Source organism: Streptomyces sp. NPDC041814 (assembly GCF_055590565.1).
Map to the genome: position 1 here is coordinate 1,081,291 of NZ_JBVJAM010000001.1, position 14,236 is coordinate 1,095,526.

General features: G+C 73.2%; 13 protein-coding genes. 6 read left to right on the forward strand and 7 right to left on the reverse strand.

Going from position 1 to position 14,236, the window contains the following annotated elements; genetic code table 11:
- The first annotated feature begins 14 nt into the window (after nt 1–14).
- Nucleotides 15–971, forward strand: coding sequence for an aminoglycoside phosphotransferase family protein (locus tag ACZ6C6_RS04850; RefSeq protein ID WP_469199049.1), 957 nt, complete (start codon nt 15–17; stop codon nt 969–971).
- A 213-nt stretch (nt 972–1,184) separates the two neighbouring features.
- On the opposite strand, the gene ACZ6C6_RS04855 is transcribed toward ACZ6C6_RS04850, so the two are convergent.
- Nucleotides 1,185–1,778: a sugar O-acetyltransferase gene (locus ACZ6C6_RS04855; protein WP_469199051.1), complete on the reverse strand. Its 594-nt coding sequence runs from the start codon at nt 1,776–1,778 to the stop codon at nt 1,185–1,187.
- Nucleotides 1,779–1,969: 191 nt separating this feature from the next.
- On the opposite strand from ACZ6C6_RS04855, the gene ACZ6C6_RS04860 reads away from it, so the two are divergent.
- Nucleotides 1,970–3,625, forward strand: coding sequence for a cellulase family glycosylhydrolase (locus ACZ6C6_RS04860; protein WP_469199053.1), 1,656 nt, complete (start codon nt 1,970–1,972; stop codon nt 3,623–3,625).
- 52 nt (nt 3,626–3,677) lie between these two features.
- Here the strand turns inward: ACZ6C6_RS04860 and ACZ6C6_RS04865 are convergent, their stop codons facing one another.
- Complete coding sequence (locus ACZ6C6_RS04865) at nt 3,678–4,280, reverse strand: dihydrofolate reductase family protein (protein ID WP_469199055.1); 603 nt, start codon at nt 4,278–4,280, stop codon at nt 3,678–3,680.
- A 116-nt stretch (nt 4,281–4,396) separates the two neighbouring features.
- Nucleotides 4,397–5,014 carry a TetR family transcriptional regulator gene (locus ACZ6C6_RS04870; protein WP_469199057.1) on the reverse strand — a complete coding sequence of 206 codons (618 nt, stop codon included), beginning with the start codon at nt 5,012–5,014 and terminating at the stop codon, nt 4,397–4,399.
- 80 nt (nt 5,015–5,094) lie between these two features.
- On the opposite strand from ACZ6C6_RS04870, the gene ACZ6C6_RS04875 reads away from it, so the two are divergent.
- Together ACZ6C6_RS04875 and ACZ6C6_RS04880 are read left to right on the forward strand one after the other, a co-directional pair.
- Nucleotides 5,095–6,030 (forward strand): oxidoreductase, encoded by a 936-nt coding sequence (locus tag ACZ6C6_RS04875; protein WP_469199059.1) that lies wholly within the window; start codon nt 5,095–5,097, stop codon nt 6,028–6,030.
- A gap of 89 nt (nt 6,031–6,119) precedes the next feature.
- Complete coding sequence (locus ACZ6C6_RS04880) at nt 6,120–8,072, forward strand: serine/threonine protein kinase (protein WP_469199061.1); 1,953 nt, start codon at nt 6,120–6,122, stop codon at nt 8,070–8,072.
- Nucleotides 8,073–8,175: 103 nt separating this feature from the next.
- Here the strand turns inward: ACZ6C6_RS04880 and ACZ6C6_RS04885 are convergent, their stop codons facing one another.
- Both ACZ6C6_RS04885 and ACZ6C6_RS04890 read right to left on the reverse strand, forming a co-directional pair.
- Nucleotides 8,176–8,745, reverse strand: a complete 570-nt coding sequence (locus tag ACZ6C6_RS04885; RefSeq protein WP_469199063.1) for a TetR/AcrR family transcriptional regulator — start codon at nt 8,743–8,745, stop codon at nt 8,176–8,178.
- Nucleotides 8,742–10,253 carry an MFS transporter gene (locus tag ACZ6C6_RS04890; protein WP_469199065.1) on the reverse strand — a complete coding sequence of 504 codons (1,512 nt, stop codon included), beginning with the start codon at nt 10,251–10,253 and terminating at the stop codon, nt 8,742–8,744. The genes ACZ6C6_RS04885 and ACZ6C6_RS04890 overlap by 4 nt, the downstream gene beginning before the upstream one ends.
- Before the next feature lie 162 nt (nt 10,254–10,415).
- Here ACZ6C6_RS04890 and ACZ6C6_RS04895 point away from each other — a divergent pair, with 162 nt between their 5' ends.
- Nucleotides 10,416–10,748 (forward strand): hypothetical protein, encoded by a 333-nt coding sequence (locus tag ACZ6C6_RS04895; protein ID WP_143616173.1) that lies wholly within the window; start codon nt 10,416–10,418, stop codon nt 10,746–10,748.
- A 48-nt stretch (nt 10,749–10,796) separates the two neighbouring features.
- Here ACZ6C6_RS04895 and ACZ6C6_RS04900 read toward each other — a convergent pair whose 3' ends face one another.
- Nucleotides 10,797–12,146 (reverse strand): DUF445 domain-containing protein, encoded by a 1,350-nt coding sequence (locus ACZ6C6_RS04900; RefSeq protein WP_469199067.1) that lies wholly within the window; start codon nt 12,144–12,146, stop codon nt 10,797–10,799.
- Between the two features lie 163 nt (nt 12,147–12,309).
- Between ACZ6C6_RS04900 and ACZ6C6_RS04905 the strand changes: the two genes are divergently transcribed.
- Nucleotides 12,310–13,557: an SGNH/GDSL hydrolase family protein gene (locus ACZ6C6_RS04905; protein ID WP_469199069.1), complete on the forward strand. Its 1,248-nt coding sequence runs from the start codon at nt 12,310–12,312 to the stop codon at nt 13,555–13,557.
- Between the two features lie 4 nt (nt 13,558–13,561).
- Here the strand turns inward: ACZ6C6_RS04905 and ACZ6C6_RS04910 are convergent, their stop codons facing one another.
- On the reverse strand, nt 13,562–14,224 hold the full coding sequence (locus ACZ6C6_RS04910; RefSeq protein ID WP_469199346.1) for a DUF1707 SHOCT-like domain-containing protein: 663 nt from the start codon (nt 14,222–14,224) through the stop codon (nt 13,562–13,564).
- Between the last annotated feature and the right edge of the window lie 12 nt (nt 14,225–14,236).

Genomic DNA, 14,236 nt, shown 5'->3' on the forward strand with positions numbered 1-14,236 from the left:
CGTAGGGTGCCCGGATGGTTGTCATTCCTGAGGAGTTCGCGCGGTCCACCGTCGAGCGCGAGGGGAGCGCCGGGGCGGCGTGGACCGCCGAACTGCCCGGCATCGTCGAGGGCCTGGCCGATGAGTGGGGGTGCGTCCTCGACGGCGACGTCACGCACGGCGGCGTCGGCCTCATCGTCCCCGTGCGCCGCGACCACACGCCCCCCGCCGTGCTCAAGGTCTCCTTCCCGCACCCCGGCAACGACCACGAACCCGACGCCTTCGTCGCGTGGGGCGGGCGCGGGGCCGTCTCCCTGTACGAGAGGGACGACGCGCGGTACGCGATGCTGCTGGAACGGGCCTCGCCGGTGACGTTGGCCGAGGCCGTCGACGGGGACGAGGTGGTGGTCGTCGCCGCGCGGCTCGGGCGGCGGCTCGCCGTGCCCGCGCCCGGCGGGCTGCGGCTGCCCCGGCTCAGCGACCGCGCCGGGGAGTGGGAGGACGAGCTGCGCAAGGACGCCGCCGAGCTGTCGCACGCCCTGCCGCGCCGCGTACTGGACGCCGCCCTCGCCACCGTGAGGGAGCTGGGGCGGGAGCAGCCCGACACGCTCGTCCACGGCGATCTGCACGGGCGGAACATCCTGCGGGCCGAACGCGAGCCCTGGCTGGCCGTCGATCCCAAGGGTTACGTGGGCGACCCGGCGTACGACGCGGGGGCGCTGATGAAGTCCCGTGCGTACGCCCTCGCGGGCGCCCACGACCTCCGCGGCACCGTCCACCGCATCGTGGACGTCTTCGCGGACGCCGCCGAGCTGGACCGTGAACGGGTGCGGCGATGGGCGCAGTTGCACGCCGTGCAGGCGGCGTTCTGGGCCCGGCGGCACGGGTTCCGGGTCGCCCGCGGCGGGCCGGAGCTGGAGTGGATCACCGCGTTCGCGGACCGGCTGGCGGAGTTGCTGACCGAGCCCTCCGGAGCGCCCTCGGCACACTGAACCGCCCGTCACGGCCGAAGGCCCTCGCGGGCCGTCCGCCGGGATCGCCGAGCCCGCACCCGGCACGCTCGGACTCCTCGCCCGGTTCGCCCCACCCGCACCCGGCCCCCTCAGGCACCCCGCCCGGTTCGCCCCACCCGCACCCGTACCCGCCCCCTACCCCGCACGCTCGCCACGTGCGGGCGGCACCACGGGCCCCGGCGAGCGGGGCGTTCACATCCGCGTCGTGAGGTCCGCGTCCGTGATCGGCCGGATCACCCGGCACGGCGTGCCGAGCGCGACGCTCATCGGAGGAATGTCGCGGCTCACGACGCTGCCCGCGCCGATCACCGAGCCGTAGCCGATGCGGACGCCCGGCAGGACGACCACGTTGCTGCCGATCCACACCTTGTCCTCGATGACGATGGGCTCCGAGAAGCGGCCGAAATCCGCCCGGCGTGCGGGGTGCACCGGGTGGCCCGTCGTCGTCAGGGTCACACTCGGGGCGATCATGACGTCGTTGCCGATGCGGATCTCCACGTCGTCGACGAACGTCAGGTTCACATTGCCGAAGAAGTCGTCGCCGATGTGCACGTTGCTGCCGAACGCGGCATGGAACGGCGCCTGGAGGACGGTGCGTTCGCCCACCGAGCCGAAGATCCCGGTCAGCAGCGCACGCCGTCTCTCCGTGTCGCCCGGGGGTGTCCGGTTGTACGCGAAAACCTCGTCCGCGCGCCGGGCCGGGGCCAGGAAGGCGGCCTCGGTCTCCGTGTAGATGAGCCCCTTCGCGATCCGGGCCCGCACTTCGTCCTGGTCGGTTCCAGCCATCGTGTGGTGTTCCCTTCGTCGGGCGTGACGTCCGGTGCCACGAACCATAGAACCTGGCGTCCGAGTCGTCCGACCTATTGACGTGCTCCTGACTAAATGGCTTCATGGGAGCGCACAGCGTGGGAGCGCTCCCACAAGAGCGTGACCCACCCGTGCGTCCGCCCTCCCCCTCCCTCCCCTCTGGAGCCGCAGTGAGAACAGCGAGACATCCGGCGCAGCGCCCCGCCGCCGTCATCCTCACCGTCCTGGCCACCCTGCTCGGGTTCCTCGCGCTCGGCGGCCTCGCCCCCGCGCAGGCCGCCACCGCCGCCGGAACCGGACTGCACATCAGCGACGGGCGGCTGGTCGAGGGCAACGGCAACGACTTCATCATGCGCGGCGTCAACCACGCGCACACCTGGTACCCCGGCGAAACCCAGTCCCTGGCCGACATCAAGGCGACCGGCGCCAACACCGTCCGCGTCGTGCTGTCCGACGGCTTCCGCTGGAGCAAGAACGGGCCGGACGACGTCGCCGCCGTCGTCGCCGACTGCAAGGCGAACCGGCTCATCTGCGTCCTGGAGGTGCACGACACCACCGGATACGGCGAGGACTCCGCCGCCGGGACGCTCGACCACGCGGCGGACTACTGGATCTCCCTGAAGGACGTCCTCCAGGGCCAGGAGGACTACGTCGTCATCAACATCGGCAACGAGCCCTGGGGCAACACCGATCCGGCCGGCTGGACCGCTCCCACCACCGCCGCGATCAAGAAGCTGCGGGCCGCCGGGTTCGCGCACACGATCATGGTGGACGCGCCCAACTGGGGCCAGGACTGGCAGAACGTCATGCGGGACAACGCCCAGGCGGTCTACGACGCCGACACCACGGGCAACCTGCTGTTCTCGATCCACATGTACAGCGTCTACAACACCGCCCAGAAGGTCACCGACTATCTGAACACCTTCGTGGACGCCGGACTGCCCCTGGTCATCGGTGAGTTCGGCGGCCCCGCCGACCAGTACGGCGACCCGGACGAGGACACGATGATGTCCGAGGCGCAGCGGCTCGGGCTCGGCTGGATCGCCTGGTCGTGGAGCGGCAACACCGACCCGATCCTCGACCTGACCATCGGCTTCGACCCGGCGCAGCTCAGCTCCTGGGGCGAGCGCATCTTCCACGGCGCGAACGGCATCGCGGAGACCTCCCGCGAGGCCACGGTCTACGGCGGGCCCGCCGAGGAGGACACCGAGGCCCCGACCGCCCCGGGCACCCCGGCCGCCTCCGCCGTGACCGACACCTCCGCCACGCTGACCTGGGCCGCGTCCTCCGACAACGTTGCCGTCGCGGGCTACGACGTGGTCCGCGTCAGCGGCGGTACGGAGACCAGGGTCGCCTCGTCGGCCACGACGGGCGTCACCGTGACGGGCCTCACCGCCGACACGGCGTACTCCTTCGCGGTCTACGCGCGCGACGCGGCCGGCAACCGTTCGGCCCGGTCGGCCGCCGTGAGCGTGACCACGGACGAGGGCGCGACCACTCCGGCGGGCAGCTGCTCGGTCGGCTACAAGGTGGTCGGCCAGTGGCAGGGCGGTTTCCAGGGCGAGATCACCATCCGCAACACGGGCACCGCCGCGATCGACGGCTGGACGCTCGGTTTCGCCTTCGCCAACGGTCAGACGATCACCAACATGTGGGGCGGTACGCCCACGCAGTCCGGGGGTTCGGTGAGCGTGGCGCCCGCCTCGTACACCGCCACGATCGCCCCGGCCTCCTCGGTGACCGTGGGCTTCACGGGCAGCCAGAGCGGTACGAACGCCGTCCCGGCCGCGTTCACCCTCAGCGGCGCGGCCTGCACGGTCGCCTAGCACTGCACCCGGCCGGCGGGGGCTCGCGCCCCGGCCGGCCGGTGTCAGCGACTCAGCTGTCCATCGAGGCACGTTGATACGTCAGATACGCCGCCCCGCTCCCGAGGACCGTGTGGTCCGTGAGCGTCCAGGCGGCCGGCTCGAACGCCGCCTGCCGGCCGAAGAGCGGGATGCCCGCGCCGGTCGTCGTCGGGCTGAGCTTCAGGATCAGCGTGTCGATCTCCGCGTAGAGCGAGGCGGCCAGCTCGCCGCCGCCGACGAGCCAGATGTCCTTGCCGTCCTCCTGCTTCAACTCCCGTACACGCGCGACGGGATCGCTCGCGACGAGCTCCACGGCCGGGTCCGGGCTCTCGCCCAGGGTGCGGGAGAACACCAGGTGCCGCAGATGCGGGTAGGCGTCCGTGAGTCCGGCGTCGAGGCCGATCTCGTACGAGCGCCTGCCCTCCACGACCGTGTCGAAGTGCGTGCCCTCCGCCGTCACCCCGAGCGCGGCCCGCGCCGGGCCGGGCAGGGTCTCCGGGTATTCCGCGATCAGGTGCTTGAGGTAGTCCTCCGGTATGGGCCAGAAACCGTCCGGGCCGCTGGGGTCGGAGCCGTCCGGGCCGGCGATGAAGCCGTCGAGGGTGGCGGCGATGAAGTACACCAGTTTGCGCACAGAGGACCTTTCGTCCGGGAACGGCCTCCGGTACACGGGGGCCTTCGGCCGTTCATGATCGAACAGGCGGCCGTGGCAGGCAACGGAAATGACAGCTTCGGACATGACCGCGCGGGTCAGTACGCCTGGGCCGCGCCCTCGTCCAGCGCCGGGGCGATCACCGCGAACGCGCGGTCCGTGAGGTCCGCCGGGCTCTCCGTCGAGCCGTCGGCGCTCCAACGGTGGAGCACCGCGTCAAAGGCGTTCAGCGCCATGCCGGCCGCCAGCCCCGGGTACAGGTCCGCCTCGGCGTCCCGGCCCAGCCGCCCGGCCAGCTCCTGCGCGAGGTCGTCACGCCACCGCGCCTGGCGCTCCAGGAAGCGGGCCAGCAGCGCGGGTGTGCGCAGGATCAGCCGCACGACGCGCAGCGCGCGGTCCCCGTCGTCCGCGCACTCCCCGAGCGGCACCCAGACCGCGTGGCGCAGGGCGACGGACGGCGGCTCGGCGGGAGGGCGGGCGGCCAGCTCCGCGCGGATGCCGGTACCCATGTCCGCGAGGAACTGGACGACCACGTCCTCCTTGGACGCGAAATAGCGGAAGAACGTCCGCTTGGAGACGCCCGCCGCCGCCGCGATCTCGTCCACCGTGACGGCGTCGAAGCCCTTCAGGGCCAGCAACTGCAGGGCGGCCTCGGTCAGTTCGTCGGAGACCAGGCGGCGCTTGCGCTCGGCCAGGGTCGTTCGGGGAGTGCTCACCCACCTCACGGTACTCCATGCCTCGCATGGCACTCGATGCCGTGTTGACACCTGGTGTCATCAAGGGCAGCCTATGCCGTATGACACAGCAGGAACGCTGGACCGCCGAGCAGATCCCGGACCAGACCGGGCGCGTCTTCGTCGTCACGGGGGCCAACAGCGGCCTGGGCCTGGCCACGGCCCGGGCCCTCGCCCGCCGGGGCGGGCACGTGATCCTCGCCGTACGCGACGAGGCGAAGGGGCGCCGCGCAGCGGCGGAGCTGACCGCCGCGCAGCCGGATGCCCGGCTGGAGGTGCGCCGGCTCGACCTGGCCGACCTCGATTCCGTACGCGCGTTCGCGGACAAGCTGCACGCGGACCACGCGCGCCTCGACGTGCTCGTCAACAACGCCGGGGTCATGGCGCCGCCCCGGACGCTGTCCCCGCAGGGCCACGAGCTGCAGTTCGCGGTCAACCACCTCGGCCACTTCGCGCTCACCGGGCGGCTGCTGGCCCTCCTGGCGGCGGGCACCGATGCACGCGTCGTCACCGTCAGCTCGCCCAACCACCGCAAGGCACACCTGTACTTCGACGACCTCGCGGGCGAACGGCGGTACTCGCCGATGGGCTACTACAACCAGTCCAAGCTGGCCAACGCCGTGTTCGGCCACGAGCTGCACCGCCGCCTCACCGAGGCCGGCAGCCCGGTCCGCAGCCTGCTCGCCCACCCCGGCTACACCGCCACCAACCTCCAGACCGGCGGCCCCGTCGCCCTGGTCTCCCTGCTGTTCGGCCGCGTACTCAGGCCGCTCGCGCAGTCCCCCGGCCGGGGGGCGCTGCCGCAGCTGTACGCGGCGACCCAACCAGGGCTGAAGGGCGGCGAGTTCATCGGGCCGGACGGACGGGGCGAGCTGCGCGGCGCACCCACCCGGGTGCGGCTGTCCGCCGGGGCGGCCGACGCCGCGACGGGGCGGCGGCTGTGGCAGGTGTCGGAGGAGGCCGCGGGCGTGCGGTTCGCGTTCCCCCGTTCCGGCTGAATCCAGGCGCTCCCACCGCTCCGCAGCGCCCCGGGATTTGGATAAGGTGCCGTGTCTACAGCAGCGCTCTCCGGGGGAGTTACGAGTTCATGAGCGGTCAGCAGCCAAGCAGAGGCGGCGCCTCGCAGGTCTTCCAGCCCCTCGCGGCTGACGACCCCACCACCATCGCCGGATACCGGCTGGCCGCCAAGCTCGGCGCGGGCGGCATGGGCAAGGTGTACCTGTCGTACACACCCGGCGGGCGGCCCGTCGCGATCAAGGTGATCCGGCCCGAGTTCGGCGAGGACGCGGAGTTCCGGCGGCGGTTCGCGCAGGAGGTCCATTCCGCGCAGCGCGTGCAGGGGCTGTTCACCGCGCCGGTGATCGACGCCGACACCCAGGGCGCGCAGCCGTGGCTCGCCACCGCGTACGTGCCGGGCCCGTCGCTCGCCGACGCGGTCGTGGAGCACGGCGCGCTGCCGGTCGACGCGGTGCTGCTGCTGATCGCGGGCATGGCCGAGGCGCTGCACGTCATCCACGGGGCGGGGATCGTCCACCGCGACCTCAAGCCGTCCAACGTGCTGCTCGCGGCGGACGGGCCGCGCGTCATCGACTTCGGCATCGCCTACGCGGCCGACGCGACGTCGCTCACGGGGAGCGGGGTCACGATCGGCACCCCGTCGTTCATGGCGCCGGAGCAGGCCGCCGGGCGCAAGGTCACCGCCGCGACGGACATCTTCGCGCTGGGCCAGGTCGCGGTGTTCGCGTCGACCGGGACGCCCGCGTTCGGCGAGGGGACCTCGCACGGGGTGCTCTACCGGATCGTGCACGAGGAGCCGGACCTCGCGGGCGTGCCGGAGCGGCTGATGGACCTCGTGGGGCGCTGCCTCGCGAAGAATCCGGAGGACCGGCCGTCGGTCGCCGAGGTGATCCAGCTCTGCCAGACCGCGAACGCGGAGACGGTGCTGCGGCGGCCGGAGGACTGGCTGCCGAAGCCGGTCGCGGCCGACATCACCGTACGGGCCGCCGCGCCTGCGCCCGTGCAGACGCCGCCGCCGCCGTCGGCCGCCCCCGCCGCGCCCGCGGCTCCGGCCACGCCGCCGGTGGCCGCCACGCCTGCGGCTCCGGCCGCCTACTCGCCCACGACCCCGGCGCCGAGCACTCCGCCGCCCGGGTACGGCCCGCCGGTCACGCCCGCGCCCGGGCAGGGGCCCGCGCCGGTGGGTCCCGGGGCCTACGGCGCGCCGTCGGCCCCCTCGGAGCCGACCCCGGCGTACGGGGCGCCCTCGACGCCTGCCGGGCCGACTCCGGCGTACGGGTATCCGGCGGCCCAGCAGCCGTCGTACGGGTATCCGGGGCCGGGGGCCGCGTACTCCGGCGGGGTCCCGCCGCAGTCCCCGGTGACGCAGACCGCCGCGCCGACGCCTCCGAAGCGGCGGCGGGGGCGGGCGGCGGCGATCGCGGTCGTGGCCGCGCTGCTGGTCGGTGTGGCGGGTGGCGGGACGGCGTACTTCCTGTCGCAGAAGGACGACGACAAGGGGTCGCAGAGCGACACCACCGCCCAGGACAAGAACTCGCCTGCGCCCAAGGCGAGTTCCACGCCCAGCGCGGAGGCCACCGGGGACGGTGTCGATGACGGCACCGAGCAGCCCGAGGGGCAGACCCCGGCGACGTCGGACCCGACGCCGGAGGACTTCACCGGGATCAACCTCACGAACGGGTACCACCTGACGTTCGGCGATGCCGAGGTGCGGCCGCAGGAGGGTGAGGACGACGGGTACGAGCTGACGTACGACTCCGGCGGGTATCTGGAGGCGGAGAGCGAGGGCGGCAAGCTGATCCTGCTCGACCCGGGACAGGCCGGGTCGCTGGACGTGTGCCGGGCGGAGACGCGGTTCGCCAACAACATCGAGATCAGCAAGCTGTCCAAGGGGCGGCAGGTGTGCGTGACGACGGGCACGGGCCACATGGCGCTGGTGACGTATCAGGGGCACTCGCCGGAGGATTCGCCGAGTGACTACATCACGCTCGATGTGACGGTCTGGCGGAACGCGATGCGGTAGGGGGCGCCGGGGGTGGGGCTGTTCCCCACCCCGCCCCTTCCCGAACCGGGGCGCTGCCGCGGGCCCCGCTCCTCAAGCGCCGGAAGGGCTTGGGTTTTCGCGGCTACGTTGCGCCCGTGATCAGGCGCTGCAGCGCAGGCGCGTACAGGTCCGCGATGTGCTCCGGCGTCGCGGACGCCCCCGCCCCCTCCCGGTGGAGGCTCAACGTCGCGCCCAGGCCCAGCAGATGCCCCGCCAGGAGCTCCGCGCGCAACGCGCGCCCCTCGCCGGGGAGGCGCGCGGTCAGGGCGTCGGTGACCTGTTCGTGGAAGCGGTCGCGGAGCAGGGAGCGTTCGTCCTGGTTGCCCAGGGAGAAGACGACCCGCAGCAGCGGGTCCGACTGGAGCGCGCGGCGGCGGGTCACCAGGGTGACCACCATGTGGCGTCCCAGCGCATCGAGCGGGGCGTCGAAGAGTTCGGCGGCGGCCGGGCCGAAGTCGGCCACCGTGTTGAACAGCTCCTCCTTGCGGCCGAAGTGCTTGACCACCAGCGACGCGCTGACCCCCGCGTCCGCCGCGATCCCCCGGATCGTCACCTCCGCGTACGGCCGCTGCGTGAACGCCCGCCGGGCGGCGCGCAGGATGGCGTCCCGCCCGGTGCCCGCGTCCGCGGCGATGGCCTGGCCGCCGGTCATGCGCCCTCCTGGATCCCCGCCGGCCGCACACCCCCCGTCAGGGTGCCCGGCGTCTTTCGGCTCTCCTCGACCGTACCCGTCCCGGACGGCTTGCGGCCCGGCAGCATGAGCGTGACCAGCAGGGCGAGCAGCGCCGCGCCCGCCGCGATGACGAAGACCAACTGGTACGCGTGCAGGGTCGGCGCGGTCCGGTCCCCCACCCGGAAGGTGAGGTTGGCCAGGACCGCCGCCACGGTCGCGCTGCAGAACGCCTGGCCGATCGACCGCATCAGGGTGTTCAGGCCGTTCGCCGCCCCGGTCTCGCTGACCGGGACCCCGCGCATCACGAGGGCCGGGAGCGCCGAGTACGCGATGGCCGTGCCGGAGGCGACGACCGTGGCGCCCGCGATGATGAGCCACAGGCTGTGGCTGGTGAAGTACCGCACCCCGTAGCCGGCCGCGATGATCCCCGCCGCCAGCGCGAGGCTCACCTTGGGGCCGTGCTTGGCGGAGATCCGGGCGGAGACCGGGGACAGCGCCACCATGGCGACACCGCCCGGCAGCAGGCACAGACCGCTGACGACGAGCGACGCGCCGAGCCCGTAGCCGGTCGCCTTCGGCTCCTGCACCATCTGCGCGGTGACCAGGGAGTTCGCGTAGAAGGCGAAGCCGATGAGCAGCGCCGCGATGTTGGTGAGCAGGACGGCCGGGCGGGCGGAGACCCGCAGGTCGACCATGGGCGTCGCCACGCGGAGCTCGTACGCCCCCCAGATCAGCGCCACCACGACGGCCGCCACGAGCAGGCCGACCGTCCGGCCGGAGGTCCAGCCCCAGTCGCCGCCCTGCGTCACCGCGAGCAGCAGGCAGACCAGCGCGCCGGACAGGCCGAGGGCGCCGAGCGCGTCGAAGCGGCCGCGGCTGCGGAGCGGGGACTCCGGTACGAAGGCGAGGACGAGCACGATGTCGATGAGGCCGATGACCCCGGAGACCCAGAACATCGTGTGCCAGTCGAAGTTCTCCACCACCAGCGCGGCGATCGGCAGGCCCACGGCGGCGCCGATGCCGAGCGTCGAGCTCATCAGCGCGACGGCGGACAGCACGCGCTCGGGCGGCAGTTCGTCGCGCAGGATGCTGATGCCGAGCGGTACGACGGCGATGGCGGCGCCCTGAAGCGCGCGGCCGGTGATCAGCACGCCGATGTGGGAGCTCGCCCCGCAGAGCACCGAGCCGGCCACGAGCACGGCGAGCGAGGCGACGAGCACCCGCCGCTTCCCGTACATGTCGCCGACCCGGCCGAGCACCGGCGTGAACACCGCACCGGTCAGCAGCGTCACGGTGACCAGCCAGCTCGCGGCGGCCGGGGTGGCGCCGGTCAGCTCGGGGATGTGCGGGAGCAGGGGCACGACGATCGTCTGCATCACGGCGACAACGACCCCGCAGAAGGCCAGCACGCCAACCGCGAAGCGCGGGTGCGGGGCCTGGGCCGCGGGGGTCGACGGGGCGGCGGGGGCGGGTATGTCCGCAGGCATGGTTCTCCGTTGCCGACTAGGGGTGCACGGATGTTCACCCCCAGGGTAAACGCCTGTGCACCCCCTCGGCGACGGGGAGGTGGAAGCACGGGTTAGCCTCGGTTCCGGCGCCGGTGCGGCGCTGGGCGCGGGGCGCGTACGCGTGCGCCGGGCGCACACCCCATGACGTGGACGAAGGCGGAGGTGACCGCGATGGCGAAGGTGCCGGCGGCGGCGGTGGCGGCGGGCGGACTGGTCGGCGGTTACGCCGTCGCGCGATGGACCCGCAAGCGTCCACTGGGCGGGGTCGCGCTCGCGGCGGCGGGCGGCGTCGCCGCGTACGAGTGGAACCGGCAGGCGGGCCCGCGCGCGGCCGTCGCGCTGACCACCGCGTACGTGGCCGCGTTCGCGGGCTCGCACCCGCTGGCCAAGAAGGTCGGCGCCTGGCCCGCGGTCTTCACCGTGGCCGGCACGGTGGCCGCAGCGTCCTGGGCGGTCACCCGCCGGGCCTCCTGACCGAAGGAACCGGAGAAGCGGTCCCGGGGCCCCGGCCCCGGGACCGGCTCACCCCCACAACGCCCACGACACCGTGTAGATCGCCAGCCCCGCCAGCGCCCCCACCACCGTGCCGTTGATCCGGATGAACTGCAGGTCACGCCCGATGTGGGCCTCGATCTTGCGGGACGTCTGGTCCGCGTCCCAGCCGGCCACCGTGTCGCTGATCAGCGACGTGATCTCCGTCCGGTACGTCGTGACGACATACGCCGCCGCGTCCTCCAGCCAGCCCTCCAGCTTCCCCTGGAGCCGTTCGTCCGTGGCCAGCCGGGCGCCCAGCGACATCAGCGAGGCCCGGGCGCGCAGCCGCAGCTCGCTCTGCTCGTCCTCCGCAGCCGCGATCACCATCGCGCGCACCGACGCCCAGGCCGAGGCGATGACGTCCTGGACCTCGCCGCGCCCCAGGATCTCCGACTTCAGGCGCTCCACCCGGTCCCGGGTCTCCGAGTCGGTTTGGAGGTCGGCCGCGAAGTCCGCGAGGAACGTGTCGATGGAGCCGCGCGCCGGATGCCCCGGCATGTCCCGCATCTCGGTGACGAAGCGCAGCAGCTCCTTGTAGACCCGCTCGCCGACCCGCTTGTCCACGAACCGGGGCGTCCAGCCCGGCGCCCCGCCCTGCACCGCGTCCATCACCGAGTCGCCGTGCAGCACGAGCCAGTCGTGGGCCCGGGTGCAGACCAGGTCGACCAGCTTGCGGTGGCCGCCGTCCGCGACGATCTTCGCCAGCATCTTGCCGAGGCCCGGGCCGATCTCCGCCGCGTTCGCCCGCCGGGTGATCGCCTCCCCGACGACGGCCTGGACGTCCGCGTCCCGCAGGACGGTGAGCGCCCCGCGCAGTGCGGTCGACAGCTCGGCCGTGACCCGGTCCGCGTGGGCCGGCTCGGCGAGCCAGCCGCCGACCCGGCGGCCGATGCCCAGCGAGTGAATCCGGTCACGTACGACGTCCCCGGAGAGAAAGTTCTCCCCGACGAAGGAACCGAGGGACGCCCCGAGCTGGTCCTTCTTGGTGGGAATGATGGCGGTGTGCGGAATCGGCAGACCGAGCGGACGCTTGAAGAGGGCCGTGACGGCGAACCAGTCGGCCAGCGCACCCACCATGCCCGCCTCGGCGGCCGCCGCGACGAAGCCCGGCCAGCCGCTCACCCCCTCGTTCTTCGCCCAGGTGGCGAGGACGTACACCAGCGCGACCAGCAGAAGGAGGCCGGTGGCCGTGGTCTTCATACGGCGTACACCACGACGCTTCTCCTCGTCCGCCGCGGTGTACGCGAAAGAGGCGAGGCCCCCGGGTCTCGCCCGCCCACCGGGCCCCGGGGGCAGTTCGCCCCGCTCGGTCCGCCCGGTCCCGTCGATCCGTTCCATCCGCTCCACCCGTCCGCGTACGCACAGCCCTCGACGTCCGCTACGCATTGTGCCTACCTGACCTACTCCCGGGCCGCACGTCGAGTTCCCCGCGCCCTGCCGCATCATGGGAACAGGTCCACTCCCCCCGCTTTCCTCATTTCCGCAAGGAGACACACCGCCCATGCCCAGGCGCCAGGGGTACGCCCTGCTCATAGCCCTCGTGGCGGGTACCGCCGCGCTCGCCGCAGCCGTGGCGTTCGCCGGTTCCCTGCTGTTCACCGGGGACAGGGCGACGGCCGCCGCCACCACGGCCCCGCAGGGCGTGGCCCACAGCCCGGCCGCCCCGGCCCACTCCTCCGGGCACTGGCTCGCCACCTGGGCGGCGTCGCCCGTGGAAGGCGTCGCCGACCCGGCCCAGGCGGAGGACCAGAGCAGCCGCGTCATCCGTAACGTCGTGCACACCAGCATCGGCGGCACCGAGGCCCGCGTGACGCTGTCCAACCTGTTCGGTACGCGGCCCCTGCTCATCGACCGCGTCACCGTGAACACCCGCCCCGTGACGTTCCGGGGCGCCGCGTCCGCCACAATCGCCGCGGGCGGGCAGACCGTCAGCGACCCCGTCGCCGTCCCGGTCGACGCCGACGCCGACCTCGTGGTCACCCTGCGCACCCCGACCGCCGACGGGCCGGTCACCGTGCACTCGAACAGCCACCAGACCTCATACACCGAGGACGACCGGGGCACCTGGGCCACCACGCAGTGGCGCTACCTCACCGCCGTCGATGTGCGGGGCGGGGCCCGGGCGTCGGCGACGCTCGTCGCGTTCGGCGACTCGCTCACGGCGGGCACCGGCTCCACCACCGACGCCAACACCCGCTGGCCCGACCTCCTCGCCGACCGGCTGGAAGGCCGCTACGCGGTGGTCAACGAGGGCATCGGCGGCAACCGCCTCCTGCTCAACGGCATCGGCCCGCGCGCGCTGGACCGCTTCGAGCGCGACGTCCTCGGCGTCTCCGGCGTGAAGACGGTCGTCATCGCGCTCGGCATCAACGACGTGCAGGCCTTCCCGAACGAGACCGACCCCGAGCGGATCACCGGCGCCCTGCGCACCCTCACCCAGCGGGCCCACGCACGCGGCCTGCGGGTCATCGGCGCGACCCTCATGCCCTACCAGGGCTACGCCAGGTGGACCGCCGCCGGTGAGCAGGTGCGGCAGTCCGTCAACGCGGAGATCCGGGCCGGCGGGATCTTCGACGAGGTCATCGACTCCGACCTCACCATGCGCGACCCGGCCCACCCCCAGCGGCTGCGCCCCGCGTACGACGCCGGCGACCACCTGCACCTCAACGACGCCGGGTACGCCCGCCTCGCGTCGCTGCTGGACGTGGACACCCTGACCGGCGACAGGCCGAAGGTCGACGCGCTCTGATGGGCTAGCGCCCCTCGCCCTTCTCCAGGCGGCCTCGCGCGTGCTCCGCCTCCCGCAGCCGCAGCTTCTCCGCCTTGCTGCGCTTGTGCTCCACCCCGACGCCGCCCATGAGCGCGAAGCCGGTGATCCGGACCCGGGGCGCGTCGGGCGCGGGGGCCGACTCATCCTTGGCGTCCTCCCCGAAGCCGCCCATGATGCCGATGCCCCGGACGTCCACGTTGAGGTCCGGCGGGACGGTCACATGGAGGCCGCCCATGATCGTGAAGCAGCGGATCACGGTCTCGCGGGACTCGAAGTTCGCCTCGCGCAGGTCGATGTCGCCGCCGCCCCACATCGCGAACGCGGTGAACACCTTGCCCACCGTCCAGTTGCCCCGGCGGCGGAAACCGCCCCAGAACGCGAAGCAGCCGGTCGACGTCGCCGGCCGCCCGATCCGCTCCGACCAGCGGGCGGCCGAGCCCGACCGGGGCTGCACGGCGACGGGCGCCGACGAGCCGGAGCCGACGGACGGCAGATCACGGACGAGCGGTTCCAGCTCGCCGTGCGTCCGCGCCTTGTAGGCGGTGTCGAGGCGCTGCTCGAACTCCTCCATCTCAAGGCGCCCTTCGGCGACCGCCTCACGCAGGATCTCGGCAACACGTTCACGCTCGGCGTCGGAGGCCCGCATATCGGGGAGTTC

Coding starts and splice junctions, on each gene's coding strand:
- ACZ6C6_RS04885 (WP_469199063.1), bottom strand. CDS start 8,745: ATGACCGGCGGCCAGGCCATCGCCGCGGACGCGGGCACCGGGCGGGAC.
- ACZ6C6_RS04875 (WP_469199059.1), top strand. CDS start 5,095: ATGACACAGCAGGAACGCTGGACCGCCGAGCAGATCCCGGACCAGACC.
- ACZ6C6_RS04895 (WP_143616173.1), top strand. CDS start 10,416: ATGACGTGGACGAAGGCGGAGGTGACCGCGATGGCGAAGGTGCCGGCG.
- ACZ6C6_RS04850 (WP_469199049.1), top strand. CDS start 15: ATGGTTGTCATTCCTGAGGAGTTCGCGCGGTCCACCGTCGAGCGCGAG.
- ACZ6C6_RS04855 (WP_469199051.1), bottom strand. CDS start 1,778: ATGGCTGGAACCGACCAGGACGAAGTGCGGGCCCGGATCGCGAAGGGG.
- ACZ6C6_RS04905 (WP_469199069.1), top strand. CDS start 12,310: ATGCCCAGGCGCCAGGGGTACGCCCTGCTCATAGCCCTCGTGGCGGGT.
- ACZ6C6_RS04900 (WP_469199067.1), bottom strand. CDS start 12,146: ATGGAACGGATCGACGGGACCGGGCGGACCGAGCGGGGCGAACTGCCC.
- ACZ6C6_RS04890 (WP_469199065.1), bottom strand. CDS start 10,253: ATGCCTGCGGACATACCCGCCCCCGCCGCCCCGTCGACCCCCGCGGCC.
- ACZ6C6_RS04910 (WP_469199346.1), bottom strand. CDS start 14,224: ATGCGGGCCTCCGACGCCGAGCGTGAACGTGTTGCCGAGATCCTGCGT.
- ACZ6C6_RS04880 (WP_469199061.1), top strand. CDS start 6,120: ATGAGCGGTCAGCAGCCAAGCAGAGGCGGCGCCTCGCAGGTCTTCCAG.